A 26,821-nucleotide genomic window follows, 5' to 3' on the forward strand; every position below is an offset into this window, starting at 1 on the left:
AAGAACCGGCCGCTCGCCGTGATCTTTACCGGCCCTGCCGCGTCCCTTACGGGAAAAGCGGCAGAGCCTCGATAGCGGTCGCCTCGGGAAAGCCGAAGGCGACGTTAAAATTCTGGATCGCCTGCCCCGCGCTGCCTTTGACCAGGTTGTCGATTGTGGCGATCACAATCACCCGGCCCGGAATGCGGTCGTCGAAGACGTTGATCACGCAGTAGTTGGAACCCCGTACGTGGCCGGTCGAGGGGATGACACCCTTTTCCGCTACGCGAATAAACGGCTCGTCGGCATACGCTTCGCGCAGCACCGCGCGCACCGCATCGGCATTTTCGGCCTTGTCGAGCCGGACGTGTGCTGTGATCAGTTCGCCACGGCTCATCGGAATCAGGTGCGGCGTGAAATTGACGGCGACCTTCTTTCCGGCGGCGAGCCCGATTTCCTGTTCAATTTCAGGAGCATGGCGGTGAACACCAACACTGTAGGGCGCAACGCTTTCGCCGGCTTCCGCCATCAGGGTCGCCTGCTTGGGCGCCCGTCCGGCTCCGGAAACCCCGGACTTGGCGTCGATGATCATATCGTCGGTAGAGATCGCTCCGGCCTGTACCAGCGGCAACAAAGCCAACAGGGTCGCTGTCGGATAGCAGCCCGGACAGGCGATGATCTGCGCCTCGCGGATCGCGTCGCGATTATACTCGGTGAGCCCATAGGCAGCCCGGGCCTGCAAGTCCGGCGCCACGTGAGCGTCGCCATAGACCGGGCCGTAATCTGCCGGATCGCGAAACCTGAAATCCGCCCCCATATCGATGACGCGCAGCGCCGGATTATGCTCTATGATGCGCGCAACGAGATTCTGGCTGGTGCCGTGAGGCAGACCGCAGAACACAACGTCGATGCCGGAAAAATCCACATCTTCATTGGCAACAAGGTCAGGCAGTCCCGCCCCGGCCAGATGCGGATACACCGAAGCCATGGGCTTTCCAGCATGGGTATTGGCAGTCAGGGCCACAAATTTGAGCCCCGGATGGCGTACACCCAGACGCAGAAGATCAGCCCCGGTATATCCGGAAGCACCAAGAAGCGCGGCTGTTCTGGGCGTTTGCATCTGACTTGCCCTCGTGGTCCGATTGTGTAAATGAAAACCTGCGAGGGGTCTCATAATGGTCTGTAACGACAATGTAAATGACCCCATTGCCCACGGCGTGTCACAGTGCACACCGGCCGCGGCGGGTTATTGAGGTGAAAATGACAAAGCGCATTGCGATGGCCTCACTCGGCACGCAAGGTGACATTCAGCCTTATGTTGCCTTGGCGAGGGCGATGAAAGCCCAGGGATACTCGGTCGTGCTCGGCACCACCGACGATTTCGAAGCCATGGTCACAGGGTATGGAATCGAATTCTGGAGCCTCGGGCCCTCGATGCAGGACTTCGTCAAGCAGTCCCAATTCGAGCGCGCGATGAATCAGAACCTGCTGGTCAACGCCCCCGCCCTGTTGCGGCAGGGGCAGAAGATCGTGGATCGCGCCGCGCGCGCGTCCTGGGAAATGTGCCAGGGCGCCGACTGCATCATCCTGAACATGAATACGAGCTTTTCCATCGACATCGCGGAAGCGCTCGATATTCCCGCCATCGTTGCCGCGCTGCAACCGCTTAATTCCACAAGCGAATTCCCGCTCTGCATCTATTACGGACCGCAGTTTGGCCGGGCGATCAACCGCCTCACCTATTCGACGATGACCGTCCAGCAGATCTACTACAACCTGCCGCGCAACAAGCTGCGTCGCGAGTTGATGGACCTCGGCCCCCGCAAGCATGGCGGGTTCTTCAAGGATACCGACGGCACGCCCTTGTGGACGCTCAACGCCTATTCGGAGATCGTCTCGCCACGCCCGCGCGACTGGCCGAAATCCTCGATCGTCACCGGCTACTGGATGCTTTCGGACAATACCGGCTGGCAGCCCAGCGATGAATTCATGGCGTTTCTCGACGCGGGTCCGCAGCCCATCTATGTCGGCTTCGGCTCGATGCCGTTCGGCGCCGACCGCAACACCGATATCCTGCGCGAGGCGCTCAAGCTGTGGAACGGCCGGGTGGTCGTCGGTCGCGGCTGGGGCGGTATCAAGCCCGATGAATTGCCGTCGGATCGGGTGTATGTCATCGATCGCGCCCCGCACGATCAGCTGTTCAAGCACGTGAAAGCCGTTGTCCATCATGGCGGTGCGGGCACCACGTCGGCGGGCCTGCATCTGGGCCGCCCGACCTTCGTTGTCCCGCAGATGGTGGATCAACCCTATTGGGGCGGGCGGGTCTATGAACTCGGATGCGGCCCCAAACCGGTGCGCCGCCGCAAGCTCACGCCTGCGGCACTGGCCGATGCGCTGGGGCAACTCGACTCCAACCCTGGCTTTGCCCGCAATGCGGAAGCGATCGGCGAGCAGTTGCGCGCCGAAGACGGAACGGGCAAGGCGATCAGGGTGATCGAGCGGGTCATGGCCAATTACCAGCCCCGCAGCCAGCGCAAGCTGGCGTAACACGCAGTTGCACCCCCGGCTCACGCCGGGGGATTGAGGAGCCTCTGAAGCCTCAGGAACGCAATTTATAGCCGGTCTTGAAGATCCAGGTGATGATCCCGAGCGCCACGGCCATGAACACCAGTGTCATCACCAGGCTGACCGTCACGTTCACATCCGCAACGCCATAGAAGCTCCAGCGGAAACCGCTCACCAGATACACCACTGGGTTAAACAGCGCGATGGTCTGCCAGGTCTCCGGCAGCATGGTGATTGAATAGAAAGTGCCGCCGAGAAAGGCCAGCGGCGTCACGACCAGCAGCGGGATAAGCTGAAGCTTTTCAAAGCCATCGGCCCAAATGCCGATCACGAAACCCACAAGGGAGAACGTGACGGCGGTGAGCACCAGGAACAGCACCATCCACACCGGATGCTCGATCCGCACCTCAACGAACAGATTGGCCGTGACCAGAATGATCAGAGCCAGAATGATCGACTTCGTCGCAGCCGCGCCGACATAGGCGATCACGGTTTCGACATGCGATATCGGCGCGGTCAGAATTTCATAAACCGTGCCGGCGAATTTTGGAAAATAGATCGCAAACGAGGCGTTCGACAGCGATTGCTGCAGTAGCGAGAGCATGATCAGGCCTGGCACGATAAACGCCGCATAGCTGACGCCTTCCACCGATTCGATGCGAGATCCGATCGCTGCTCCGAACACGATGAAATACAGCGAGGTCGAGAGCACCGGCGAGATGATCGATTGGGCAACCGTCCGCCACCAGCGGGCCATTTCGAACTGATAGATGGCTCTGATCGCGTAAATGTTCATGTCCGGTCCCTCAACAGCCCGATGAAGATTTCCTCCAGTGATGACTGGTGCGTGGAAATATCCTTGATCCTCAGCCCCTCTTCACTCAGGGCCGACATGATGGTGGCGATACCGGTCCGCTCCGATTTGCTGTCGTACCGGTAGGTCAATTCCTCTCCCCCTTCCCGCAGCTTGAGCCCCATGCGGGCCAGCGTGTCGGGAAGTGCAGGCAGTTTTTCCTGAAGGAGAATGGACAGATCCTTTTTGCCGAGCTTGCGCATCAGCTCGGTCTTTTCCTCGACCAGGATGATCTCACCATTAGAGATCACCCCGACGCGGTCGGCCATTTCCTCAGCTTCTTCAATGTAATGCGTGGTGAGGATGACCGTGACGCCAGTGGCTTGCAGGTCGCGGACCACGTTCCACATATCGCGGCGCAGTTCGACGTCGACGCCCGCTGTGGGCTCATCGAGGAACAGGATTTTCGGCTCGTGGCTGAGCGCTTTTGCGATCAACACACGCCGCTTCATTCCACCAGAAAGCGTAATCAGCTTGTCGTTGCGCTTGTCCCAGAGCGATAAATCTTTCAGGATTTTCTCGATATGCGCATCGTTGCGCGGCTTGCCGAACAAACCGCGCGTGAAGGCCACCGTTGCCTGAACGGTTTCAAACCGGTCGGTGGTCAGCTCCTGCGGCACCAGCCCGATCATCGCCCGCGTCTTGCGAAAGTCGGTCACGACATCATGGCCACCGACGAGGATTTGTCCGGAAGTTGGGCGGACCAGACCGCAGATCGTGCCGATCAGTGTTGTCTTTCCGGCACCATTGGGACCGAGCAGGGCAAAGATCTCGCCGGTCCGGATTTCAAGGTCGATCGACTTGAGCGCGACGAAACCGCCATCATAAGTCTTGTTGAGTTGTGAGATGGACACCGCCGGTGCGGTGGTCGTCGATTGCATATTCATGGCTATTCGCCCTCCGGCCAGAGGAGCCTATATAGGGAGCGGCGCTGGCATGCCTACCCCCAGAACAACAAAAAGGCCCGCCTGAGCGGGCCTTTCGAAACTCTTGAACAGCGTGAAAGATCAGCGCTTCGAGAACTGGAAGGAACGACGAGCCTTGGCCCGGCCGTACTTCTTGCGCTCGACGGTACGGCTATCACGGGTCAGGAAGCCGTCCTTCTTGAGGACGCCGCGCAGCTCCGGCTCGTAGTGGGTCAGAGCCTGGGAAATGCCATGACGGACCGCACCGGCCTGACCGGACAGACCGCCGCCAGCGACGGTCGCGATCACATCGTACTGGTCGGCACGCTCAGCGGCCACGATCGGCTGCTGCAGGATCATCTGCAGAACCGGACGGGCGAAATACTCGGTGAATTCCTTGCCGTTGATGGTGATCTTGCCCGAACCGGGCTTGACCCACACACGGGCCACGGCATCCTTGCGCTTGCCAGTGGCATAGGCGCGGCCATAGCTGTCGAGCTTCTGGACGTGAACCGGTGCATCGCTCGCAACGGCTTCCGTTGCCGCGCCGAGGTCTTCGAGGGAATTGATGGTCTCGGACATGATTATTTCACCCTCACATTCTTGGTGTTGAGCGCTGCAACATCGAGGGTTTCAGGCTGCTGGGCTTCGTGGGGATGCTCGCCCCCTGCATAGACACGCAGGTTCTTGAGCTGGGCGCGCGACAGCGGACCGCCGGGCAACATGCGACGCACGGCATTCTCGACAACGCGCTCAGGGAAACGGCCTTCCAGCAGTTCGCGCATGGTGCGGTCCTTGATGCCGCCGGGATAGCCGGTGTGCCAGTAGAAGCGCTTATCATCGAGCTTCTTGCCGGTGAACTTCACCTTATCGGCGTTGATGACAATCACGTTGTCACCCATGTCCTGATTGGGGGTGAAGGTCGGCAGGTGCTTGCCGCGCAGACGTGTCGCAATGATCGCGGCCAGACGGCCTACGACCAGACCTTCTGCGTCGATCAAAACCCACTTCTTCTCGATCTCGCCAGCCTTGGCCGAGTAGGTTTTCATTGTCTGGTTCCTTACTGGTAATTCAGATGAGAAGAGGCCGCCCTGGGGCGGCCCATCCTCGATCACCCTCACGGATGATCATTTCGCTGCGGTTCTTACAGGCGCCCCGATCCCTCGTCAAGCACCTAGTAATTGTCGCTTTAAATCAATGGCTTACCAATGCGGTATCTAATTACCGCGAAGAAAGCCTATGAATATCAGCGGCATAGGCGGTGACGATTCCGATCAACAGGAACGCCACGGCCTGATGGCCCAGTGCGATCGGCAGACCGACAACCGACAGAAGCGTTCCGATACCGAGAAAAATCTGGAGCAGCACCGTCATGGCAATAGCCGGCATCCAGATATGGATTCCCCCAAAGCCGGTCTTGAACCGTCCCGCAAGCCACATCAGCCCGGCATAGACAGCGATGACATAGGCAATCGTTCTGTGATTGAACTGGACTGTCATCACGTCCTCAAACGCGCTCTTCCACACTGAATCGAGCGGAAACAGCCCGTTGGGAATCAGCGCCCCGTCCATCAGCGGCCAGGTGTTATAGATCAGCCCTGCATGCAACCCGGCCACGAGGCCGCCTGCCCCGATCTGCACGAACAGCAGCAGGAACAGCCCCCATACGGCCAGGGTCCAGCCCTTGCCGGTCTTTGTCCCTTCGGCCTCGGGTTCAAGCCCACGCGCCACCCAGATCAGCGCCACCATCAGCGCACAGGCGGCGCACAGATGGGCCGCCAGCCGGTATTGCGACACATAGGTCAGCTCCGACAGCCCCGAACTGACCATCCACCAGCCCAGAAAACCCTGAAATCCACCCAAAAGGAACAAACCGACCAACGGCACGGTCAGCGACCCTGGAATGCGGCGCTGCGCCAAGAAAATCAGGAAGGGAATCGCAAAGGCAAAGCCGAGCATGCGGCCAAGAAAGCGGTGAATCCACTCCCACCAGAAGATGAGCTTGAACTCCGCTACGCCCATCCAGCCGGCGAAATGTTCCTCATATTGGGGAATTTGCTGATAGGCTTCGAACTCTGCCTGCCAGTCCGCAGCGGACAGCGGCGGGATGATCCCCGAAATCGGGCGCCAGCTTGTGATCGACAAGCCGGATTCGGTGAGACGGGTCGCGCCCCCCACCAGCACCATCACGAACACGAACGCCGCAAGGCAATAGAGCCAGATGCGGACAGGCTTTATACGATCATGATCAAGCGATGCTGATCCGGCAGAGGCAATGGCAGACACAATAATATACCGAAGTTGTCAATTTTGACCGAACTGCTAATGGGACGGCACCTGGATGGCAATGATATCAAACGCCGCAGCAAGGAGACAGCGATGACACAACGCCAACGCAAGGCTGCGGGAATTTTCATTACGCTGGCAACGCTCATTGTCTGGGCCGGGCTTGGCACATGGCTCTATGAAACGTGGCTGGTCGGGGCCCACAATCTCGTGCTGCTCGTCTTTTTCGTCATCTTTGGCATGGGCTGGGTTTTTCCCGCCATGCTGGTCATCCGCTGGATGGCCCGGCCGGATTAGGCGATGTCCAGCTTGCGCCCCCGCCGCATCAGAGAGAAGATTTCAGCCGTCAGAAACACATCGATAAAGCGCTTTTCCTGAAACAGGCCGTTGAGCGAAATGCGCGGCAACGCCTCGGTATGGTCAGCGTGCGCGGCATAAAGCCCGCCCGGACGGGTCGTTACCCCGCTGGCAAATCCCAAATCCTTGACGGCGGCAAACTCGCGCGGCCCGGCCGCAGCGACGCCCCCGATGGGATAGGCCAAGTGATCCGGTCGCGTGCTGAATTGGGCTTCGAGCACCTTGGCTGATTCCTCGATTTCCGCGCGCATTTGCGTCTCGGGCAGCTTTGAGAGCTCATAATGATGCACAGTGTGCGCACCGATTGTGCACAAGGGATCGTCGGCGAAGGTTTTGAGCTCCTTCCAATCCATGATCAGATCGCGGCAATGGGCGGCAAGATCGAGGCCATAGCGCGCTGCCAGCGCCCGCATGGACGCCTCCCGATCCGGCTCGGGCATCTGGCGATAGCGTTGATAGATATGGGCGAAAGTGGCTCGCTTCTGCTCCAGCGTCGCGGCGTCGCCGTAATATGGCCCTTCGGGCAAATCGACCACCACCACCTGCTGCGCGGCAACGACATCCTCAAGCGCCTGCCACCAGACAATCCCTACCCCATCGACCAGCCCTGTCGGCACATAGAGTGTGAACGGTGCCTGATGCTTGCGCAAAACAGGCAAGGCATGGACCAGATTATCCCGATAGGCATCGTCAAAGGTCAGGACTACAAACGGCTGTGCCTCGGGGTCCGTCAGTCGGCGTAGCGCCTCAGCAAGGTCGACGATATCGAATCCCGCCTGCCGCGTCTTGACGATCACCGCTTCGAGAAAATCGGGCGTGATTTGCAAGATGCCATTGGGCGCAAACGCCGCCGGTGGTGAGGGCAACACGCGATGGAGCGTGAGAATCAGTCCTTTTGCCGCCGAAAACCGGCGCAAAGTCGATGCAAGACCGGGGATGGCGAGCAGTTCGAACGCCGCTCTGTAGAGAGTATAACGCAACGGACGCCTCTCAGGCCACGTCCGATTGCCGCTGGGCAGTCGTGATGATCTGGATGTCGTCAAATCCCAGAGCAGCAATTTCGTGGCGGGTTTCGACCCTCCCTGCCGCGCTGCTCAGCGCCACGCATTTACCGCTCAATTGCGCGAACAGCGGCAGGCTGGAGCCCACGCCCACCTTGCCGGTCACGACAATCACCACCTCGTAAATATCGGCCAGCGCTTCGACCAGTGTGCCAGCCCGGTCGATGTTGCGGGTCAGCCGCTCCCCCTGCCCCCAAGGCACAAATGCGAAGCGGTCATCGTTCCCCCGGTGCACCACATCGCCGAAATCGGCGTCCTCTGCGCACAGATCGGAAAGTCCCAATTCGATTCCCTGCTGGCCGCTGGCCGCATCGATCTCGGCGACACTCTGGCCGTTCTCAATGATTGCGGCGGTCAGGCGCTCTGCAAAGTCCCTGCTTTCGCCATACCCTTGCTCCGAGGCGATGATAAACAGCCGATCGACGCCGGACAGCGCGCGCGCGGCCAATCCGTCGATCTCCGCCTCAATCCGAACCGGCGGCACCGGACTGGCGACAATCGGCGCTGGCTCTGCCGGCTTGATCTTTATCGGCTCGGTGGGGACCGGCGCGGCGGCGGCTGCAACCGCCACTGTCTCGGGCATCGGCTCGTCGTCGCGCGTCACCAGCGCCCGCCCCGACAGCAGTTCGGAAAAGATCACCGCGCCCACTTGCAGCAACACCGATGCCAGCCCGACGGCGAGCAGGATCAGCCCGGCCTTGGGCGATGCTGGCGTTACCGCTGGTGCCGCCTCGCTCACGATCCGTACATCGGGCAATGCAGAGCTCATGTCGGAGCGCGCGGTGGCCTCGGTAAAGCGCAGCAGGTAGGCGTTGAGCAATTCGCGTTGCGCTGCCGCCTCGCGTTCCAGTTCGGCCAGTGTAACACCTTCCACCGCATTGGAACCGGCGGTGACTTTGAGGCGGGTCAATTCTTCCTGCAACGAGCGTTCGAGCTCGGCTTCAATCTGCGCCTGTGCTTCGAGCGCCTGTGCCACTCGCCTGCCTTCGGCAGAAATCTGCTGATTGATCTCGCCGATCTGAGCATCGAGAGCCCGGATTGCCGGATGGTTGGGCAGCAAGGTCGCCGCCTGTTGCGCGCGCTCACCCTGCAACCGGCCCAGCTCCTGGCTCAATTGCTGGGCGACGGACGATGTCTGCACATCGGATACGCCAATCACCGACTGGCCGGATTCGAGCAGGCTGCGGATCAATTGCGCGCGCGATTGCGCGGCGTTACGGCGCTCTGCCGCCGCCGCGATCTGGTTGGCAAAGTTGGAAAGCTGCTGATCGGTAAGGCTCAGATTATTGGCGCCGGTGAACAGATCGTTCTCGACGCGAAAGTCCGCGATGGCGCGCTCGGCTTCCACCACGCGCTCGCGCAGTACGGCAATTTCCTGCTCCAGCCACGCGGTTGCATCGAGCGTATCGGACACCTGCTGCCCGGCCCGACGCTGCACGTGGGTCTGGGCGATGCCATTGGCCAGATGCGCGGCAAATTCGGGGTCGGTGGCGCGGTATGCAATCGAAATCAGGCGCGAAGAGCGCTCCTGGGTGACCTTGAGGTTCTTGCCCACTTCAACGATGATCTTGCTGGTGTTTTTGCCAGCAAACTGCGGATGACCCCACAGATCGAGGGCATCGAGGGCGGCGCGGATGGAGTCGCGGGATTTGATCAGCTCCATCTGGCTCGAAACCGCTGCATCATCGACATAATAGGCTGCGGCAGTGGTGCCACCGGCGGCGCTCGTATAGACGCTGCTGCGCGGCTCGATCAGCAACTCGGTGGTCGATTCATACAGCCGCGGCACGAACAGCAACACCATCAGCGTCACGGCCAGCAGCAACACCGTGACCAGCCCGATCCGCCACAGCCTGCCCAGCAGCGCGCGCATGATCAGGCCTGCGTCGATACTGGCCTCCACCTGGGCCGTTTCGGATACGGAATCGCTCATCCATCGCCCCATTGCCGTCGGTGACTTATGGCCTTGCCATGGTAAGCATTCGGTTAAGACGCTCGGCGATAAGAGGTTTTTAACCATAGCGTGAGAGAGCTAAAGGCCTCTTGAGAGGGACGGACAACGTTTATGGCACGGCTGCGCTTTGCATTGCTCCTATTGCCGCTGCTTCTGGCAGCATGCGCCCATTCCAGTGGCCCGGCGACCTATCTTGTCGAGCAGACCGGGCCCTATGCGCTCGATAGTGGTGATCTGCTGCGGGTCAGCGTTTATGGCGATGCGGAACTCACCAACACTTATCGCGTCGATGATGCGGGCTCCATCTCGATGCCGCTGATCGGCGCTATCCAGGCGCGCGGCGCCACCACCGACGCCCTGTCGCGCCGGGTTGCCGCGTCCCTAGCCGCAGGCTACATGCGCAATCCCAACGTTGCCGTCGAAGTTGCTGAATATCGACCCTTCTTCATTCAGGGCGCGATCGGAGCTTCAGGGCAATATCCCTATATCTACGGCATGACGGTACGGGCCGCGATCAGCGCGGCAGGCGGCTTCTCCGACACCGCGAGCCGAAATGCAGTCACCGTGTTCCGCCGGCAGGGCGAGGAAATGGTCAAGGGCAGCGTTGCGCTCGACTTCCCCATCCTTCCCGGAGACACCATCGTCGTTTCAGAACGCTGGATCTGATCGGTGCCAGCAAAGCCCCTGCGCATCATGCAGGTCATGCGCGCCCCTGTGGGCGGGCTGTTCCGCCACGTTTCCGATCTCACACAGGTTTTGGCGGAACGGGGCCACCAGATCTCGATCGTCGCAGATTCTACGCTTGCTGATGCGCAGTCAGAAGCCCGCCTGAATGCTCTCGAACCCTTCGCATCTCTGGGAATCCATCGGCTGGCAATCCCTCGGCTGCTCGGCCCGCAGGACATCTCCACACCGTTGCGCATCAGAGCGCTCGCCAAAGCGCTCGATATCGACATCCTCCACGGCCATGGGGCCAAAGGCGGGTTTGGCGCACGCCTTGCCGGAGCTGGCACGCGCCGCAAGACCGTCTATACCCCCCATGGGGGCGCGCTGCACTTTGATCCGCGTAGCGCCGCCGGGCGTGTTTTCATGTCAATCGAGCGCGGTTTGTTGCGGACCACCGACGCACTGATTTTTGAGAGCGCCTACGCCCAACGCATTTTCACCGACAATATCGCCCTTGCGTCCTGTCGGCAGGAGATCATTCACAACGGCCTCGACGACAGCGAGTTCGACGTCATCACCCCCCTGCCCGATGCGGCGGACTTTGCCTTTGTGGGCGAGTTGCGTGCGCTCAAGGGCGTCGATCTGCTGCCGGAGGCGCTGAAACCCCTCACCCGCCCTGACGGAAAACCAGCGACCCTCATCATGGCCGGAGACGGCCCGGACGCCGGATCGGTAAAAGACACCATCAGGGCTCTTGATCTTACAGAGAGAGTGACCCTCGTCGGTGTGCGTCCCGCCCGGGAGATTTTTGGACGCGGGTGCTGTGTTCTGGTGCCATCCCGCGCCGAGTCCCTCCCCTATGTGGTGATGGAAGCTGCCGCAGCGGGGCGTCCGATCATTGCGACCGATGTTGGCGGCATCCCCGAAATCTTCGGCCCCACTGCCGATCGCCTGATCGAGCCCAACAGCGTTGATGCGCTGCGCGACGCGATGGCGCAATGTCTCGGCGCGCCGGCCGAAATGGAGCGTGAGGCGGCGACAAGGCGGGCGTTCGTTCGCGCGCAATTTTCCCTCACACGCATGGTCACCTCCATCGAAGCATTGTATCGCGACCTGCTCGCCTGACGTTTACGCATCTGCTTCACCGAGTTTTCATTTCTCCTCGCCCATATTGGCCGCACGTTCACTACATGTTGGTGTGAGGTAACCCATGTTCCGGGTCGATCCCAAAGAGGCGGCGCTCAGCCATATTTCCGCCGGCGATGCCACGGGAACGCTGGGATCGGCAGCCGAGGCTGCGGCGCGCATTCCCGCAGAACCCGGCCTGTCGCACAAGATCGTGGGCGGCTTTGCGCAGCTGGCCGAAGCGGCCCTGCTGTTTGCGCTCGGCATGGCGATCTACGCCGCCTATCTCGACGGCGCCAACCCGGTCATCTACGTCTCGCTGTCGCTCGGAATTGTCATCGCGGCCAATGTCGCCTTCAATATTGCCCGCACGCACCGGCTTTCGGCCTACCGCTCCGGCATCAGGCAATTGTTCACCGTCCTGATCGGGTGGGTCAGCGTTTTCCTGCTGGTGATCGCTGGCCTGTTCGCCTTCAAGGCAGGCGAACAGGTCTCCCGGTTTTGGCTTGGCAGCTGGATGCTGTCGGGCGCGGTGCTTCTGGTCATCTATCGGCTTTTGCTGCGCGCTCTGGTGCTCGACTGGTCGGCCAAAGGGCGGTTGCGTCGCCGCACCGTCATTGTCGGAGGTGGCCCCGACGCGGAAGCCCTGATCGCCGCCATCGAAAAGCAGGCGACGAGCGATGTCGAACTGATCGGCCTGTTCGATGATCGCGACAGCGCCCGCTCCCCCGATGTGGTGGCCGGGCTCAAGAAACTGGGGCGAGTCGCCGATCTGGTGGAGTTCGCCCGCCGCGCCCGCATCGATCTGGTGATCGTCTCCATGCCGCTCTCGGCGGAAGCGCGGGTTCTGGAAATGCTGCGCCAGCTCTGGGTGCTGCCCGTCGATATCCGGCTGAGCGCCCATATGAGCAAGCTGCGCTTTACCGACAAGACCTACTCCTATCTCGGCGAACTGCCGGTGTTCGACATCGCCGACCGGCCGATTTCCGACTGGAACCTCGTGTTCAAATGGATATTCGACAAGACCATAGCACTGCTGGCGCTGATTGCCCTCTCCCCGATCATGCTCGCGACAGCAATTGCGGTGAAGCTCACCAGCAAGGGTCCGATCCTGTTCCGGCAGCGGCGGCACGGCTTCAACAACGAGTTGATCGAAGTCTATAAATTCCGCTCGATGTACACCGAGGCGAGCGACACGGGCGCGTCGAAACTGGTTACCCGCGATGACCCGCGCGTTACCCCTGTCGGGCGCTTCATCCGCAAGACCTCGATCGATGAACTGCCGCAACTGTTCAATGTGCTCAAGGGCCAGCTCTCGATTGTCGGCCCCCGGCCACACGCGCTGAGCGCCAAGGCGGCCAACAAGCTCTATCACGACGCCGTCGATGGCTATTTCGCGCGCCATAAGGTCAAGCCCGGCATTACCGGCTGGGCACAAATTCATGGCTGGCGCGGGGAAACCGACACGATCGAAAAGCTGATGGCCCGCGTGGACCACGATCTCTATTACATTGAGAACTGGTCGATCCTGCTCGATCTCTACATCTTGTTGATGACGCCGGTTTCGCTGGTTACCAAGTCCGAGAATGCGTTTTGAGCGCTACGCTGTACGCTCTCGCGCCCGCCGACCGCTCGGAGTTGGGGCGCAGGTGGTTCAGAACGCTGGCACAAAATGCGCTGGCGATATCGGTCGCCGTATGGATTTTTTCCGGCGGCTTCGTTCTGGTCGAACCGTCGCCCTATGAGGTGATGTTCGTCATCACCTTCGCCATTGCCCTGGTCGGTGGCCTCAAACTGCACCGCGGCACCCTCCCCCTGTTGTATGTGATCCTCGCGTTCACGCCGTTTGCGCTGATTTCCGTATTTTTCATGCGCTATCAGGAGGTGAGCGCGGGACTATTGTTCAACCTGGTCACCATATTCCTCTTGGTCACCAGCTATTTCGTCGCCAATTTCGTCGCGCAGGCCCCGGCCCGCCATATGCGACTGATCACCGGCCCCTATATCGCGATCGCGCTGATCGCCGCCATCGTCGGTACGTTGGCCTATGTTGGACTGCTACCCGGTGAAAACGTCTTCCTGCTGTTCGGACGGGCCAAGGCGTTTTTCAAAGACCCGAACGTTTATGGTCCCTTTCTCATCTTTCCGGCGATGGTGGTCCTGCAACGGGCCCTCCTCGGCAATGGGCGGGAGATGGCCTGGAACGGGCTCGCCTATCTGATTTTGTTCATTGGTATCTTCGTCAGCTTTTCACGTGGCGCTTGGGGTCACCTTGCCGCGTCGACGGCACTGGTGTTTTTCATGGTGTTCGCGCTCGAAGCGACCGCGCGGCAGCAGGTGCGCCTGCTGCTGATCGCTATCGGCGGCGTGATGGCGCTGGCGCTGGCGCTCGCCGCGCTCCTGTCGATTCCGGACGTGGCGGAATTCTTCCTGCAGCGTTTTTCCATCCAGAGCTACGATACCGGAGAGACCGGCCGGTTCGGACGCACCTGGTACACGCTTGAACTGGCGATCAGCAATCCATGGGGCATCGGCCCGCTGGAATACAGCTTCATGCGCATTTCCGAACAGCCCCACAATACCTACGCCAACGTGATGCTGACCTATGGATGGGGCGGCGCCTTTGCCTATTTTGCCCTGGTCGGCTGGACCTTCGTGGTCGGCGCACGGGCTATCGTGCTTCCCTGTGCGAACAGGTTGTTGCTCATCCCGGTCTTTGCCACCTTCGTGCCGATGATACTGCTGTCGGCGATCATCGACACCGATCACTGGCGGCACTGGTTTTTGATTACCGGACTGGTGTGGGGCTTGTGTGCCGGTCAGGTGGCGCAGCGGCGCTGACAAAAAAGAAAGGCCCAGCGCTGAAAACGCCAGGCCTTTTCTTGAAAAATAATGGTCGGAGCGGCCGGATTTGAACCGACGACCCTTTGTCCCCCAGACAAATGCGCTACCAGGCTGCGCTACGCCCCGATCGACCGGAGACATAGACAAGCGGGGCTTTTGAAGCAAGCCCCTAAATCTCATGAATGAGGACAAACAGAAAGTTTGGCAGTGTTTTGCACAGAGTGGCGGCTGCGGCCGGACAGGAACGCGTCGAAGAAACGGAGTTGCCTGCCGGTCATTGCCATGTGTATTTTCTGGATCTGACTGCAGGCCAACCGGAGATTGCAGCATGAAGAGTGCCCGAAATATCGAGAAGGATTATCCCTTGCCCGAGTTCATTGACAAACTCCGGCGCCTCGCTGACGCCCTCGAAAACGGCGACAGATTTCAGATCGATATTGCGGGAGAACGCATCTACGTCCCGGTACGGGTGCATTACTGACAATGGGCCTTATCTGCCGCCTGCCCTTGGCCGACTAAAGCCTGGGCATGGTTCTCATGGTGCTGGTTGGGGGAACGGACATGGAAGCGCCGCAGAATGAAGATCAGCTAGTGGAAATGTTGTTCCGCAACGGCACTCTAACCGTTGTGGGCATCCTGATGTCCTTTTCCCTGTCTTTCCTCACTCAGTGGGCGAACAATCCACTGCCATGGGAGCTTGTGGACCTTCCTACGCTGCTCTTGTTGTCCGTCGGCATCATTGCCCAGGGCATTTCCCTTGCCCTGCTGCTCCGCCACAACTCGTTGCAAAGACGGTTTTACGACAAGGCCAGCAAATGGTTTCTGCTGGGCATTTTATTGACTGTCAGCGGCGTCATCTCGGCCATTGTCATCGATTTCATCCAGCTTGTGGCTTAGGACTAAAAATCCTGACCACACATTGACTTGGATCGCGGCCAACCTCGCGATCCGAGATGCCGGGCGCGAGGTTGGTGTCGAGCGTTCTATCGCTTGATGCAGCGCCCCGATCACGGACGCGGGTTCAAGATGGCTTCGATTGCGTCCACCGTATCCTGGGTGGGAAGAGGGCAAACCCGAAGTTGCTAACCACTTATTGCGTAAATCTTTCCTTCCAAGACTCAGGAAAACTACTTGCTTTGAGACCACTCGACCATCAAATGCGTTCGAACAGTAGTTGAAAGCATTTTAGAAGTCGGCTGGCTTGATGGTGGCCAGAATGGCCTCATCGGCAGGCAGTTCCTCGGTGCCGGGCGTCAGGCCGTTTTCAGCCGACAGGTAGGCGATGATGTCGGCATATTGCTGCGCGGGCAGGCTCCCGGGGGAGTCGCCGGGCATCGTGGTCGAGATAAAGCCATAAAACAGCGCTGCGTTGGGGAAGCTCTTATAGATCGACACGATATCTGCCCCATGGCAAGTGGAGCAGCGCTGCTGATAGGCCGCGTCGCCTCGCTCGATCTGTTCAGGCGTGGTCCAATCGTGAGCCTCCGCCGCATCCTGCGCGATCGCCCCAGTCGCAGCCATGAGCCCGACCGTCCCTGAAAGGGCGGCGATGGCCAGAACGCGCGTCGACCGCGCAGCCCAAAAAATACGATTCACTTCTTTCTCCTCGGTTTGGTTTCACCGGCACACCTGCCGGCGAGGTCAGAATTCAAATACGCTAAAATGTGAGTGTCCACTTGCTAAAGCCCTTTTGGATCAAAGCCCAGATTCGACGCCAGTTCCGCAATCGTCCCATCGGCCCGCAAGGCGGCAATGGCCTCATCGAGCAATTCGCGCAGATAGGCGTCGCGGCTCAACAGCACGATGCCGACCGGCTCGGTCTCAAGCACGGGAAAGACAAGCGGCGCGACCTCAATTCCGCTATCGGCATATTGGTCCAAAAGCAAAGGCAGGGCGTGGTTGGGAATGATGCCCGCCTCCAGTTGCCCCCCAGCAATCGCCCGCAGGATGTTGCCCGGCGTATCGTAGGGAATGCGCCGCAGGTCCGGGCGGTTGCCCGTGCTGAGCGTCATCGCCAGGGTCATATCGGCCTGTGAAAGCATCAGGGAGCCGATCCTTGCGTCCAAAGGCAAATCGAACGGGCTGCCGATATCGGGCTGGGACGACGCGAGCACATAGGTCACGTCAAAATAGGCCTCGCTGATGGTCAGCCATTCGGGCAGCGGGCGCCATGTGTGGCTGGTTCCCATGGCTGCATCGCAATTGTCCATCAGATGGACGAACAGTTCCTGCTCGAACAGTTCCTGGGTTCCGGAACTGACCAGCGAGACGTCGTAAAACTGTGCCTCAAGCAGTTGCAGGCTGGCAATCTGCTCGCCCACGGCCCTGTCGAGTTCGACCATGGGGCTGCTTGGCCAGACGCAGAAAATGATGCGATTTCCCCTCGCCCGGGCAGCGCCTTCGTAAAAGTCGCTCTGCACCATGGGCTGGGCACTGGCCACTGTCGCCAGCGATGAAACAGCAAGAGCCAATGCCAGACGTCTCACCAGGACTTCCTCTGTCATAAAAGGCGGAACCGCCTGCCGCCGGGTTGGAAAGCGGCAGGCGGCTCCTGGAGCTAGCCGATCAGTTGGCTTGCGGCAAGGCGAACACGAACAGGTTGTTCCCGGTCGCCGGATGGAGGATATCGGGGACCAGCGCCGCCTGGGCGCGCGGGCTGCCGCCACCAAGGCCAGTCGGCACCGCGATGTACTGGACGCCGTCGACTTCGTAGGTCACGGGCATGCCCTGGACCGACTGGGACAGACGGACCTGCCAGATGACATCACCTGTTTCCGCGTCGAACGCCTTGAAGTAGCGGTCAAGGTCGCCGGCAAAGATCAGGCCGGTTTCGGTCGAGAGCAAGCCCGTCAGGAACGGAGCATGCTGCTCGTGACGCCACTTCACTTCCAGCGTATCCACGTCGATTGCCGCGAGCAGGCCCTGTCCACCGACATCAGGCATCGGAGCAAACGTCCGGAAACCGCCCGTGCCGCCGCCGCCGACCACGGCTTCCACTTCGCGGGCTGTAAAGTTCATGCAGCTTTGGCTCATAGCCATATAGAGGCCACGGGTGTTGGGGTTGAACGCCATCGGGTGCCAATCCTTGCCCCCGGCGGTGCTGGGGCATGAGAACACCGGCGTTTCGTAGTCGGTCGGAATCTTGTCCTCGCGGACCGTTGCCTGGCCGGTTTGGGTGTTCACGTCGAATATGTTCTGGAACACCATTTCGCGGTGATCGATGTAATCGCCGGTTTCGCGATCCATGACCCACAGGATGCCGCTCTTGCCGATCTTGTAGAAGCGCTTTTCACCATCAACGTCGACAAAGACATGCTCAAAAGCATCGTCGAGGTCGAGGGTCTCACCGGGCAGGAACTGGTGATACCACAGGATGTCGCCATTGTCGGGATCAAGGGCGATCGTCGAGTTGGTGTAAAGCGAATCGCCGCGATGGCCGCGACCAAAGCTCGTCCAGGGATAAGGCTGGCCCGTCGAGCACAGGATGATATCCTGTTCATCGTCGTATGAGCATGGATGCCAGACACTACCGCCGGCGCGCAGGAAGTCAGGCGTGTCGCCCCAGGTGTCGCCACCCTCTTCACTTGCGATCGGCACAGTATAGGTGCGCCACAGCTCCTCGCCCGATTGCGGATCGTGGGACACCACGTAGCAACCCGTGCGCTCCTCACGGAACACGCGACAGTCGGTGAGGCCGGAGATCACCTGCCCCTTGACGATGGTCGGGCCGGTACTGAAGCCCACCTTGTAGTCTTCCCAGCTCTCCATCTCCACGTCCCAGGCCACCTGGCCCGAGCGGGCGTCGAGTGCGACAACGTGAGCATCACAGGTCGAGGTAAAGACCCGATCACCATAAAGGGCAATGTTACGGGTGGCGCCGGAAGTCCCATGGCAGGCATCTTCGGGCAATTGGCGCTTGTACTGCCAGAGCAGGTCACCGGATACGGCATCGAGCGCCTGAATGACGTCGCGCGCGCCTGCGAGGAACATAATCCCGTCATAGACCAGCGGGGTCGATTCGAAGGTGCCCGGCTCGACGTTCCACGACCATGCCATTCGCAGATCGTCGACGTTTTCAGGGGTGATCTGGGTCAGTGGCGAGTGGGCCCAGCTATCGCGGGTGCGCCGCCAGTTGAGCCAGTCGCCATCAGCCGGATTGGCGAACATTTCATCAGTCACCGGCGTGAAGCCGGCCCATGGGTCTGCTGCGCTCTCCTGCGCCGCAGCACCGCCTGCACCCGCTGCCGAAAGCAGCAAGGCAAGCGCCAGAGTTGTATATCTCATTGTATTCCCTCCACGCCCCTGGTCACACGCGATCGATGCATTTGTCCGTCACCACGGCACACTGGAGCGATCATCCGGGTCGGGAGGGGCGGCCCGCCAGGATTCTGACACTCTAAGGACAGGAGCCGGTTCTGCCCTGCATGATACGGCCCTCCCCCCACGTCATTTCACGCCGGAAGTATCATATCGCTGCACATGCCAGTCAACTTAGACGCATCAGCTATTGTTGAAATAACAACCCTTTCCTTATCTCAAAATATTCTGTATAATTTCTTTTTATTTCTATAATAATATAAAATGACTATCTTTTTTCTTCTTTATCTTCTCACCAGTCCCATCCGGAAATCTTCCATTTCCAAGCGTCCCGCTCCTCCCCGATTGCACAAATTGACCGTGGACAAGCTGCCGTCTCCTGGTCGATAAGACCGCCGACGGGGGACAAACCATGAGCGATGACTGGACGGGGCTTTCCGAAGCTTTCAGCCTTTGGCCGGGCTTTGCAGGTAGCGAAGCGAGACTCATCAACCTATCGGAAAACCATACGTTCCGGCTTGATCTGCCCGATGGAACGCCCGCCGTGCTGCGCGTTCACCGGCCCAGCTATCACTCCCGCAACGCCATCGAGAGCGAGTTGGCGTGGATGCGCGCGCTGCGCAGGGACGCAGGACTGTTCACTCCCCGCCCCCTTCCCGGGCTCGACGGCGTGCTGGTGCAACAATCTGCGTTCATGGGGCAACAGCGCCATATGGTGGCCTTCGCCTTCGAAGAGGGCGAAGAGCCATGCGAGAGCGATGATCTTGTCCCGCTTTTCCACCAATTGGGTGCTCTGGCCGCCCAATGTCATGCCCATATCGAACACTGGCAGCTTCCGCCCTCATTCGAGCGGCAGACGTGGAGCGCTGGTGCCATTCTCGACCCGGATGCCATCTGGGGCGACTGGCGCCTGGCGCCGGGCGTAGCGGGCGAAACCCGCACCGCGCTCGATGCCCTCGACCTGGCATTGCGGCGCAGGCTCGCTGCCTATGGCGCGACCCGCGACCGGTTCGGCCTGATCCATGCCGACATGCGGCTGGCCAATCTTCTGGTCTCGGATGGAGTAACGCGGCTCATCGATTTCGACGACAGCGGGTTTTCCTGGTTCGGATATGATTTCGGCGCGGCCGTCTCGTTTTTCGAAGACAGCGACAGGGTCCCTGCCCTGCGTGAGGCCTGGCTAAAAGGCTATCGCGTTCATCGCGCCTTCACGCGCGAGGACGAAGCCATGCTCGACGAGATGGTGTTGCTGCGCCGCATGGCATTGCTGGCCTGGACGGGCTCCCATGCCGAAACCGGTCTCGCCCGGGATCAGCACGCGACCTTTGCGACGGGCACGGCGGACATGGCCGAGCGCTACCTGACGCGCGGCACCATCGATCGCTAAAGCGATCAATCGTAAAACAGCGACACCCGGTGCCCGCCGATTTCATGGACGTTGATGTCCATGTCGTAGATTTCCCGCAGTGCCTCGGGCTGGATGATCTTGTCGGTCGAGCCGTGATTGACGACCTTCCCGTCGCGCATGGCGATGATGTAATCCGAATACCAGGACGCGAAATTGATATCGTGCAGCACGACCACCACGGTCTTGCCGAGCTCTCGGCAGGCCCGCTGCATGAGCTTCATCATGCTCATGGCGTGCTTCATGTCGAGATTGTTAAGCGGCTCGTCGAGCAGCACGTAATCGGTGTCCTGACACAGCACCATGGCAACGAACGCCCGCTGGCGCTGGCCGCCCGAGAGCTCATCGAGAAACCGGTCAGTGAAATCGTTCAGGTTGAGATATTCGATGGCCCGGTCGATATGCTCCTTGTCTTCGATCGTTGTCCGTCCCTTGGAATAGGGATAACGCCCGAAGGCAATCAGATCGCGCACGGTCAGCCGCGCGGTCATGTGATTGTCCTGGCGCAGGATCGACAGGCGCTTGGCCAGCACGTCGCTGGGTGTCTTGGAGACGTCCATGCCATCGACGGTCACCGATCCGGCATCCATCCCGAGCAGGCGGCTGATCAACGAGAGCATGGTGGATTTGCCCGCCCCGTTCGGGCCGATGATCGATGTGATGCCGCGCGCCGGCAGCTGGATCGAGACATCGTCCACAACGGCAGTGGGGCCGTAATATTTCTTGAGGCCGGTAGTGATGATCATCGGGCCGCTCCCCGCAGAATAAGAATGATAAAGACGAGGCCGCCGAGGAACTCGACAATGATGGACAGCGCGGTGTCAAAGGCAAACACCCGCTCGAACAGCGTCTGTCCGCCCACCAAAGCCACGATGGCCAGAAGCGACGCTGCAGGCAGTATGTATTTATGCTTGCTGGTGCCGACAAGCCCATGCGCCAAACTGGCCACCAGCAGGCCAAAGAACGTAATCGGCCCCACCAGCGCGGTCGATACCGAAACCAGCACAGAAACCATCACGAGAATGATCACCACGGTCCGCTTGTATTCCACGCCGAGGTTGATCGCCGTGTCACGGCCCAGCGAGAGCACGTCGAAGGTATGGCCCATGCGCCACAACACAAGGGTCACGACTGTAAGGATCGCCACCGAGACGCCGAGCAGAGTCGGATCGACCGTCGAAAAGCTTGCAAAGAACGTATCCTGAAGAACCTGGAAGGAATTCGGATCGAGCAGTCTTTGCATGAAGTTCGACAGGCTGCGGAAAAATATTCCAAAGACGATGCCCACCAGCACCAGAAGATGCAGGCTCCGGCCTTCGCTGAGGAACAGCCACTGGAACAATATCCACGAGAACCCGATCATCAGCACCACTTCGATGCCGAATTGCAGGTGGGGGTCCATCAGCGCCAGCATTTGCGGGCCGAGGAAAAACACCGTTGCCGTCTTGAGCAAAATATACAGCGCATCGAACCCCATGATCGACGGGGTCAGGATGCGGTTATTGGTGACCGTCTGGAATAGCACCGTCGAAATAGCGATGGCGTAGGCCACCAGCGCCAGCGACAGCAGCTTGCGCCCCCGGAACGGCAACACAAAGCTCCAGCTTCCCTTGGCCCCCAGCGTCATGAAGCACGCAATAGAGATCAGAGCGAGAATAGCGAGAATCAAAAGAACGACGGTCGGACGCGACCACTGGACATTACGCATTGTGACGCTTCCTCAGCAGCAGATAGAGGAAGAGGCCACTGCCGATTACCCCAACGACCACGCTGATCGGAATTTCATAAGGAAAGCGCACGATGCGCCCGATGATATCGCAGGCCAGCACGAAGGCTGCGCCAAGCACCGCCACCCAGGGCACCGTGCGCCGCATGTTGTCGCCTATCATCAGGCTGACCACGTTGGGCACGATCAGACCCAGGAACGGGATCGAGCCGACCGACACCAGCACAACGGCACTCACGATCGATACGATGATCAGGCCCAGCCGCATCACCAGCTTGTAGTTGAGCCCCAGATTGGTGGTGAAATCCTGCCCCATACCGGCAACTGTGAACCGGTCGGCGGCAATATAGGCCATCACGGTTCCAGCGAGGCCGAACCACAGCAGTTCATATCGGCCGCGCAGCACCCCGGAAAAGTCGCCCATATTCCAGGCCAGCATCGATGCCATCAGGTTGAAGCGGTAGGCGAAAAACGTCGTGACCGCGCCGATCACGCCGCCCAGCATGATCCCGACCAGCGGCACCAGCAACACGTCGCGCAGCGGCACGAACCTAAGGATGCGGATGAACAGCGCCGTACCCGCCATCGCGAAGGTGGCGGCAACGATCATCTTGGCAATCAGCGGCCAACCGGGTGCGAACAGGGTGACGACCAGAAATCCCAGGCCCGCCGACTCGGTCGTTCCCGCCGTCGATGGCTCCACAAACCGGTTGCGGACGATCATCTGCATGACGAGCCCGGCGATAGCCAATGATGAACCGGCTAGCAGGATTGCGAGAGTCCGTGGAACCCGGCTGATGATGAGGACCTGCATCGGGCGATCCTCGGGACTGGAGGAGAGCAGCGAGTGAATCGAAACGTCGCTGACGCCAACGAATAAGCTGATGATCGCCAGAATAACGGTCATCAATATTCCGACAGAAAGAAGCCGCACCGTATCGCCTGCGTTTGCGCCACCCGCCAAGGGACGGCTGAATATGGAACGCCCGGCGAGGTGGAACCCGCCGGGCGCAAGGAAATGCCGGGCCGGTTACTCGGCGGCGTTGAGACCTTCGATCACCTGGTCGAGCAGCAGCATGATGCCGGTATAGCCATGCATGGTGATGTAGGCAGCCTGCGGGTCGAGGTAGATGATGTGATCTTCCTGCCAGGCTGTGGTCTGGTGCATCAGTTCGTTGTCGAGCAGCTGCTTGGCCGCACCGTCATTGCCGACACCGGCATCGCGGTCGACGACGAACAGCCAGTCAGGGTTGGCTTCGAGCAGGAATTCGAACGACACGGCGTCACCGCCATGGTCGCCGTCTTCGACCCGGTCCATCACCGAAGGAATGCCCAGTTCGTTATAGATCCATGCAACGCGCGAATCCGGTCCGTATACGCCGAGGTTGCCGGCGTTGGTGACCAGAACCAGCCCGTCGCCCTTGCCATCGGCGGCGGCGCGCGCTTCTGCGATCTTGTCGTCGAGATCGGCGGTCAGTTCGGCTGCGCGGTCTTCAATGCCGAAGATCTCGCCCAGAGTTGCCAGGTTGCCCTTGAGGCCAGCAATGATGTCGGAGTTGTTGACCGACATATCGACCGTCGGCGCAATCTGGCTGACCGTCGGATAGGTGGAAGCCGAGCGTCCGGCAACGATCACCAGGTCGGGCTCCGATGCCGCGATCGTCTCATAATCGGGTTCGAACAGCGAACCGACATTGACGAGGTCGCCGCTGGCGTTATCGGCGAGATAGGAGGGAACATTGGAGCCGGGAGCGCCATCGATTTCCACGCCGAGCGCGGTCAGGTTATCGAAAGCTGCCCAGTCGATGACGAAGACGGTTTCAGGAACGCCGGTGATGGTCGTTTCGCCCTGCGGGTGCTCGACAGTGACATCCTGGGCAGACGCTCCAGCAGTAAGGGCGAGCGAGGCTGCCAGGGCTACAACCGCGGTGGCGGTGCGGAAATGAGTGAAAAGAGTCACGCTTATCATCCAATCGTTGGGTGAAGTGGAGTACGCAGCCGCAATGCTGACTGTGCATGTCAGGTTTTAGCCATCCACACCCGGTCCGTCAACAATGTTGAAAGCCAATATCAGCTTTAAAGCCTCCCGCCCAGCGCTTGCTTGCAGGACAGGGCTAATTATGGCCCCTATGCGCCGGCATCAGGGTCGAAAAGGCTCAGGTCCGTGTCCGGTCGAGCAGAGCGCGGCATTCCTCCAGAATCGCGAGCGCAGCGGAAAGCCGGTCACGATGCTCTTGTGACAGCTCGGGTCGCACCGGCTCGGGCGCGACAGACAGGGGGGGCGTTGGCGCCCTGCCCTCATCGCTCAGTTCGACAAATTCGGCATTGGGGATAGCCGAATCGCCATCGAGGTCCATATCGGGATGCGGCTGGGCAGCAATGGGCAGGGTCGAGCCTGTCTCGCCGATGGCGATCACGTGCCGCGCGCCCTGCTCTTTGAGGATACGCTGGACGCCCTTGATGGTGAAACCCTGATCGTAAAGCAGGTGCCGGATGCCCTTGAGCAGTTGCACATCGTCCGGGCGGTAATAGCGACGTCCGCCGCCGCGCTTCAATGGCTTGATCTGGGAAAACCGGGTTTCCCAGAAGCGCAGCACGTGCTGGGGTAGATCGAGTTCTTCTGCCGCTTCGGATATCGTCCGGAAGGCGTCTGGCGATTTTTCCAACGCAAGTTGCCCCGGTAAAAGTGATTACTTTACAGTTCGAACCATAGATTTGTTGATCTTGGATTTCAAGACGTTCGAAGGTTTGAACACAAGAACCTGCCGCGGAAGGATCGGCACTTCCTCGCCTGTCTTGGGATTCCGCCCGATCCGCTCATTCTTGGACCGCACCTGGAATGAGCCGAAAGACGACAGTTTCACGTTGTCCCCCGCTGCCAGCGAATCGCTCACGATCTGAAGGACACGCTCCACAAGCTCCGCCGATTCGGTTCGCGAAAGGCCGACGGATTGATACACAGCCTCGGCCAGATCGGCGCGAGTTACTGTTTTTCCCGACATGATGATCCCCTCAACCTCATAGAGACCCGCAACACAGCCCCCAAGATTTCAAACACTTAACGCTCAAAACGAAACCGGGTCAACGCCTACCAGCGAATCAGTGATGCTCCCCAGGTGAAGCCGCCCCCCATCGCCTCGATCATCACCAGGTCGCCCTTGTTGATCCTGCCGTCCTCGCAAGCCACCCATAGTGCCAGCGGAACCGATGCCGCCGAAGTGTTGGCATGCTGATCCACGGTCACCACCGTCTTGGCGTCTGAAATGCCCAGTTTGCGGCCCGCTCCGTCGATGATCCGCCGGTTTGCCTGATGGGGAACGAACCAGTCGAGCTCATCGGTGGTCTTGCCGGTCTTGGCCAGAACCTCTTCCACCACGTCGGAAATCATCCCGACAGCGTGCCGGAACACCTCCCGCCCTTCCATGCGCAGATGGCCAATAGTCTGGGTCGACGAGACGCCACCGTCCACATAGAGCTTGTCCCAATGGCTGCCGTCCGTCCGGAGGCTCGACGCCAGCACACCATCCTCGGGGGCATCGGCGGGCACTTCGCGCGCTTCGAGAATCACCGCTCCGGCGCCATCGCCGAACAGCACGCAGGTGGTGCGGTCGGTCCAGTCGAGAATGCGCGAAAAGGTCTCCGCGCCAACCACCAGCGCGCGCCGGGCCATGCCGGTCTTGATGTAGCTGTCTGCGGTCGCCATCGCGAACACAAACCCTGAGCACACGGCCTGCACGTCGAAGGCCGAACCGCCGGTAATGCCGAGCTTTTGCTGCAAGAGGGCGGCGGTCGAGGGAAACGTCATGTCCGGCGTCGTGGTGCCGACTATGATCAGGTCGATATCGCTGGCGTCCATGCCGGCGTTTTCCAGCGCGCGGCGGGCCGCGACCAGCGCCAGGTCGGAGGTGAGCTCACCTTCGGCGGCGATGTGGCGCTTGCGGATACCGGTGCGCTGCACGATCCACTCATCGGAGGTATCGATCAGCTTTGCGAGGTCGTCATTGGTCATGACGCGCTCGGGGAGATATCCGCCCACTCCGCGCACAACTGATTGAATCTTGGTCACGCCGTAGGTGCCTCCAGGCTGGACGGATCCGCGGGCGTTGCCAGCGCGGGGAAATGTTTGATGCCTTCACCGATCTTTTCGATCAGATCGTTACGCGCCATGTCATAGGCAAGGCTCAGTGCGCTCTTGTAACCGATTTCGTCGGTGCCGCCATGACTCTTGATAATGACCCCATTAAGGCCGAGGAACATGCCGCCATTCACGGTGCGCGGGTCCAGTTTCGAACGGATGGCGTTCAGCGCCTGACGAGCGAACAGCGCCCCGATCTTGCTCAGCAGTGATGATTTCATGGCATCGCGCAGATAGGTCCCGACCTGCCGGGCGGTGCCTTCGGCGGTCTTGAGCGCGATATTGCCGGTGAACCCCTCGGTCACGACCACATCCACCGTACCTTTGCCCAGATCGTCGCCCTCGACGAACCCCTTATAGACAAAGTCCGTCTGGGCCGTCTCGCTCAGGATCTTGCCGGCATCGCGAACCGCCTCGTTGCCCTTGGCTTCTTCGACGCCCACATTGAGCAGGCCGACGGTCGGGCGCTCGCTGTCGAACAGGGCCCGGGCCAATGCCGCCCCCAGAATCGAAAAGTCGACGAGTTGCTTTGCGTCCGCGCCGATGGTCGCGCCCACGTCCAGCACCACGATGTCGGAGCGAAGGGTCGGCCAGATGGCGGCGATGGCCGGGCGCGAAATCCCGTCCATGGTGCGCAGGCAAA

28 protein-coding genes and 1 tRNA gene are annotated in these 26,821 nt (G+C 60.3%); 9 read left to right on the top strand and 20 right to left on the bottom strand.

Going from position 1 to position 26,821, the window contains the following annotated elements; genetic code table 11:
- Positions 1-46 precede the first annotated feature (46 nt).
- The gene (gene argC, locus VNS12_RS05510) at positions 47-1,099 is read right to left on the bottom strand and encodes an N-acetyl-gamma-glutamyl-phosphate reductase (protein ID WP_325486839.1); all 1,053 of its coding nucleotides are present in this window, start codon (positions 1,097-1,099) and stop codon (positions 47-49) included.
- Positions 1,100-1,239: 140 nt separating this feature from the next.
- On the opposite strand from argC, the gene VNS12_RS05515 reads away from it, so the two are divergent.
- Positions 1,240-2,526 carry a glycosyltransferase gene (locus tag VNS12_RS05515; RefSeq protein WP_325486840.1) on the top strand — a complete coding sequence of 429 codons (1,287 nt, stop codon included), beginning with the start codon at positions 1,240-1,242 and terminating at the stop codon, positions 2,524-2,526.
- 52 nt (positions 2,527-2,578) lie between these two features.
- Here VNS12_RS05515 and VNS12_RS05520 read toward each other — a convergent pair whose 3' ends face one another.
- The 5 genes from VNS12_RS05520 to VNS12_RS05540 form a co-directional block, all read right to left on the bottom strand.
- Entirely contained in the window at positions 2,579-3,340 is a 762-nt protein-coding gene (locus VNS12_RS05520; protein ID WP_325486841.1) for an ABC transporter permease, read from the bottom strand.
- On the bottom strand, positions 3,337-4,284 hold the full coding sequence (locus tag VNS12_RS05525) for an ABC transporter ATP-binding protein (protein WP_325486842.1): 948 nt from the start codon (positions 4,282-4,284) through the stop codon (positions 3,337-3,339). The genes VNS12_RS05520 and VNS12_RS05525 overlap by 4 nt, the downstream gene beginning before the upstream one ends.
- Before the next feature lie 120 nt (positions 4,285-4,404).
- Positions 4,405-4,884, bottom strand: a complete 480-nt coding sequence (gene rpsI, locus VNS12_RS05530; protein ID WP_325486843.1) for a 30S ribosomal protein S9 — start codon at positions 4,882-4,884, stop codon at positions 4,405-4,407.
- A gap of 2 nt (positions 4,885-4,886) precedes the next feature.
- Positions 4,887-5,351, bottom strand: a complete 465-nt coding sequence (rplM, locus tag VNS12_RS05535) for a 50S ribosomal protein L13 (protein WP_325486844.1) — start codon at positions 5,349-5,351, stop codon at positions 4,887-4,889.
- A gap of 172 nt (positions 5,352-5,523) precedes the next feature.
- Positions 5,524-6,588, bottom strand: coding sequence for a COX15/CtaA family protein (locus tag VNS12_RS05540; protein ID WP_325486845.1), 1,065 nt, complete (start codon positions 6,586-6,588; stop codon positions 5,524-5,526).
- 93 nt (positions 6,589-6,681) lie between these two features.
- On the opposite strand from VNS12_RS05540, the gene VNS12_RS05545 reads away from it, so the two are divergent.
- Positions 6,682-6,885, top strand: a complete 204-nt coding sequence (locus VNS12_RS05545) for a DUF2842 domain-containing protein (RefSeq protein ID WP_325486846.1) — start codon at positions 6,682-6,684, stop codon at positions 6,883-6,885.
- Here VNS12_RS05545 and VNS12_RS05550 read toward each other — a convergent pair.
- Together VNS12_RS05550 and VNS12_RS05555 are read right to left on the bottom strand one after the other, a co-directional pair.
- Positions 6,882-7,925, bottom strand: coding sequence for a polysaccharide deacetylase family protein (locus VNS12_RS05550; RefSeq protein WP_325486847.1), 1,044 nt, complete (start codon positions 7,923-7,925; stop codon positions 6,882-6,884). The genes VNS12_RS05545 and VNS12_RS05550 overlap by 4 nt on opposite strands.
- A gap of 10 nt (positions 7,926-7,935) precedes the next feature.
- Positions 7,936-9,939, bottom strand: coding sequence for a GumC family protein (locus VNS12_RS05555; RefSeq protein ID WP_325486848.1), 2,004 nt, complete (start codon positions 9,937-9,939; stop codon positions 7,936-7,938).
- A 132-nt stretch (positions 9,940-10,071) separates the two neighbouring features.
- Between VNS12_RS05555 and VNS12_RS05560 the strand changes: the two genes are divergently transcribed.
- From VNS12_RS05560 to VNS12_RS05575, 4 genes are all read left to right on the top strand, one after another.
- Entirely contained in the window at positions 10,072-10,626 is a 555-nt protein-coding gene (locus VNS12_RS05560; protein WP_325486849.1) for a polysaccharide biosynthesis/export family protein, read from the top strand.
- A gap of 3 nt (positions 10,627-10,629) precedes the next feature.
- Positions 10,630-11,751, top strand: coding sequence for a glycosyltransferase family 4 protein (locus VNS12_RS05565; protein ID WP_325486850.1), 1,122 nt, complete (start codon positions 10,630-10,632; stop codon positions 11,749-11,751).
- Positions 11,752-11,836: 85 nt separating this feature from the next.
- Positions 11,837-13,348, top strand: a complete 1,512-nt coding sequence (locus VNS12_RS05570) for an undecaprenyl-phosphate glucose phosphotransferase (RefSeq protein WP_325486851.1) — start codon at positions 11,837-11,839, stop codon at positions 13,346-13,348.
- Positions 13,345-14,592: an O-antigen ligase family protein gene (locus VNS12_RS05575; protein ID WP_325486852.1), complete on the top strand. Its 1,248-nt coding sequence runs from the start codon at positions 13,345-13,347 to the stop codon at positions 14,590-14,592. The genes VNS12_RS05570 and VNS12_RS05575 overlap by 4 nt, the downstream gene beginning before the upstream one ends.
- Positions 14,593-14,644: 52 nt before the next feature.
- On the opposite strand, the gene VNS12_RS05580 is transcribed toward VNS12_RS05575, so the two are convergent.
- Positions 14,645-14,721: transfer RNA gene (locus tag VNS12_RS05580), tRNA-Pro, on the bottom strand.
- Between the two features lie 202 nt (positions 14,722-14,923).
- Between VNS12_RS05580 and VNS12_RS05585 the strand changes: the two genes are divergently transcribed.
- The gene (locus VNS12_RS05585) at positions 14,924-15,076 is read left to right on the top strand and encodes a hypothetical protein (RefSeq protein ID WP_325486853.1); all 153 of its coding nucleotides are present in this window, start codon (positions 14,924-14,926) and stop codon (positions 15,074-15,076) included.
- An 80-nt stretch (positions 15,077-15,156) separates the two neighbouring features.
- Positions 15,157-15,492 (top strand): hypothetical protein, encoded by a 336-nt coding sequence (locus VNS12_RS05590; RefSeq protein WP_325486854.1) that lies wholly within the window; start codon positions 15,157-15,159, stop codon positions 15,490-15,492.
- A gap of 288 nt (positions 15,493-15,780) precedes the next feature.
- Here VNS12_RS05590 and VNS12_RS05595 read toward each other — a convergent pair whose 3' ends face one another.
- The 3 genes from VNS12_RS05595 to VNS12_RS05605 all read right to left on the bottom strand — a co-directional run bounded on the left by VNS12_RS05595 (position 15,781) and on the right by VNS12_RS05605 (position 18,879).
- Positions 15,781-16,191, bottom strand: coding sequence for a c-type cytochrome (locus VNS12_RS05595; protein WP_325486855.1), 411 nt, complete (start codon positions 16,189-16,191; stop codon positions 15,781-15,783).
- An 83-nt stretch (positions 16,192-16,274) separates the two neighbouring features.
- Complete coding sequence (locus VNS12_RS05600; RefSeq protein WP_325486856.1) at positions 16,275-17,081, bottom strand: type 2 periplasmic-binding domain-containing protein; 807 nt, start codon at positions 17,079-17,081, stop codon at positions 16,275-16,277.
- 79 nt (positions 17,082-17,160) lie between these two features.
- Entirely contained in the window at positions 17,161-18,879 is a 1,719-nt protein-coding gene (locus VNS12_RS05605) for a pyrroloquinoline quinone-dependent dehydrogenase (RefSeq protein WP_325486857.1), read from the bottom strand.
- Positions 18,880-19,324: 445 nt separating this feature from the next.
- On the opposite strand from VNS12_RS05605, the gene VNS12_RS05610 reads away from it, so the two are divergent.
- Positions 19,325-20,299: a phosphotransferase enzyme family protein gene (locus tag VNS12_RS05610; RefSeq protein ID WP_325486858.1), complete on the top strand. Its 975-nt coding sequence runs from the start codon at positions 19,325-19,327 to the stop codon at positions 20,297-20,299.
- A gap of 5 nt (positions 20,300-20,304) precedes the next feature.
- Here the strand turns inward: VNS12_RS05610 and VNS12_RS05615 are convergent, their stop codons facing one another.
- The 8 genes from VNS12_RS05615 to VNS12_RS05650 all read right to left on the bottom strand — a co-directional run.
- Positions 20,305-21,063, bottom strand: a complete 759-nt coding sequence (locus VNS12_RS05615) for an iron ABC transporter ATP-binding protein (protein ID WP_325486859.1) — start codon at positions 21,061-21,063, stop codon at positions 20,305-20,307.
- Positions 21,060-22,025, bottom strand: coding sequence for an iron chelate uptake ABC transporter family permease subunit (locus VNS12_RS05620; RefSeq protein WP_325486860.1), 966 nt, complete (start codon positions 22,023-22,025; stop codon positions 21,060-21,062). Before VNS12_RS05620 ends, VNS12_RS05615 begins: the two co-directional genes overlap by 4 nt.
- Positions 22,018-22,950, bottom strand: coding sequence for an ABC transporter permease (locus tag VNS12_RS05625; RefSeq protein ID WP_414693071.1), 933 nt, complete (start codon positions 22,948-22,950; stop codon positions 22,018-22,020). Before VNS12_RS05625 ends, VNS12_RS05620 begins: the two co-directional genes overlap by 8 nt.
- A 123-nt stretch (positions 22,951-23,073) precedes the next feature.
- Complete coding sequence (locus tag VNS12_RS05630) at positions 23,074-24,012, bottom strand: siderophore ABC transporter substrate-binding protein (protein WP_414693072.1); 939 nt, start codon at positions 24,010-24,012, stop codon at positions 23,074-23,076.
- A gap of 187 nt (positions 24,013-24,199) precedes the next feature.
- Positions 24,200-24,709 carry a MerR family transcriptional regulator gene (locus VNS12_RS05635; protein ID WP_325486863.1) on the bottom strand — a complete coding sequence of 170 codons (510 nt, stop codon included), beginning with the start codon at positions 24,707-24,709 and terminating at the stop codon, positions 24,200-24,202.
- Positions 24,710-24,733: 24 nt separating this feature from the next.
- Positions 24,734-25,045 (bottom strand): integration host factor subunit alpha, encoded by a 312-nt coding sequence (locus VNS12_RS05640; protein WP_325486864.1) that lies wholly within the window; start codon positions 25,043-25,045, stop codon positions 24,734-24,736.
- Positions 25,046-25,131: 86 nt separating this feature from the next.
- The gene (locus VNS12_RS05645; protein ID WP_325486865.1) at positions 25,132-26,109 is read right to left on the bottom strand and encodes a beta-ketoacyl-ACP synthase III; all 978 of its coding nucleotides are present in this window, start codon (positions 26,107-26,109) and stop codon (positions 25,132-25,134) included.
- Positions 26,106-26,821: phosphate acyltransferase (locus VNS12_RS05650; RefSeq protein ID WP_325486866.1), on the bottom strand; the 716-nt coding region annotated here is incomplete at its 5' end. The genes VNS12_RS05650 and VNS12_RS05645, both read right to left, overlap by 4 nt.

Source organism: Pelagibacterium sp., assembly GCF_035555455.1.
GTDB lineage: Bacteria > Pseudomonadota > Alphaproteobacteria > Rhizobiales > Devosiaceae > Pelagibacterium.

Bases quoted from the DNA above. Each gene is read 5' to 3' on its own strand.
- argC (WP_325486839.1), bottom strand. From the start codon at position 1,099: ATGCAAACGCCCAGAACAGCCGCGCTTCTTGGTGCTTCCGGATATACC.
- VNS12_RS05515 (WP_325486840.1), top strand. From the start codon at position 1,240: ATGACAAAGCGCATTGCGATGGCCTCACTCGGCACGCAAGGTGACATT.
- VNS12_RS05520 (WP_325486841.1), bottom strand. From the start codon at position 3,340: ATGAACATTTACGCGATCAGAGCCATCTATCAGTTCGAAATGGCCCGC.
- VNS12_RS05525 (WP_325486842.1), bottom strand. From the start codon at position 4,284: ATGAATATGCAATCGACGACCACCGCACCGGCGGTGTCCATCTCACAA.
- rpsI (WP_325486843.1), bottom strand. From the start codon at position 4,884: ATGTCCGAGACCATCAATTCCCTCGAAGACCTCGGCGCGGCAACGGAA.
- rplM (WP_325486844.1), bottom strand. From the start codon at position 5,351: ATGAAAACCTACTCGGCCAAGGCTGGCGAGATCGAGAAGAAGTGGGTT.
- VNS12_RS05545 (WP_325486846.1), top strand. From the start codon at position 6,682: ATGACACAACGCCAACGCAAGGCTGCGGGAATTTTCATTACGCTGGCA.
- VNS12_RS05555 (WP_325486848.1), bottom strand. From the start codon at position 9,939: ATGAGCGATTCCGTATCCGAAACGGCCCAGGTGGAGGCCAGTATCGAC.
- VNS12_RS05560 (WP_325486849.1), top strand. From the start codon at position 10,072: ATGGCACGGCTGCGCTTTGCATTGCTCCTATTGCCGCTGCTTCTGGCA.
- VNS12_RS05570 (WP_325486851.1), top strand. From the start codon at position 11,837: ATGTTCCGGGTCGATCCCAAAGAGGCGGCGCTCAGCCATATTTCCGCC.
- VNS12_RS05585 (WP_325486853.1), top strand. From the start codon at position 14,924: ATGAAGAGTGCCCGAAATATCGAGAAGGATTATCCCTTGCCCGAGTTC.
- VNS12_RS05590 (WP_325486854.1), top strand. From the start codon at position 15,157: ATGGAAGCGCCGCAGAATGAAGATCAGCTAGTGGAAATGTTGTTCCGC.
- VNS12_RS05605 (WP_325486857.1), bottom strand. From the start codon at position 18,879: ATGAGATATACAACTCTGGCGCTTGCCTTGCTGCTTTCGGCAGCGGGT.
- VNS12_RS05610 (WP_325486858.1), top strand. From the start codon at position 19,325: ATGAGCGATGACTGGACGGGGCTTTCCGAAGCTTTCAGCCTTTGGCCG.
- VNS12_RS05615 (WP_325486859.1), bottom strand. From the start codon at position 21,063: ATGATCATCACTACCGGCCTCAAGAAATATTACGGCCCCACTGCCGTT.
- VNS12_RS05620 (WP_325486860.1), bottom strand. From the start codon at position 22,025: ATGCGTAATGTCCAGTGGTCGCGTCCGACCGTCGTTCTTTTGATTCTC.
- VNS12_RS05625 (WP_414693071.1), bottom strand. From the start codon at position 22,950: ATGACCGTTATTCTGGCGATCATCAGCTTATTCGTTGGCGTCAGCGAC.
- VNS12_RS05630 (WP_414693072.1), bottom strand. From the start codon at position 24,012: ATGATAAGCGTGACTCTTTTCACTCATTTCCGCACCGCCACCGCGGTT.
- VNS12_RS05640 (WP_325486864.1), bottom strand. From the start codon at position 25,045: ATGTCGGGAAAAACAGTAACTCGCGCCGATCTGGCCGAGGCTGTGTAT.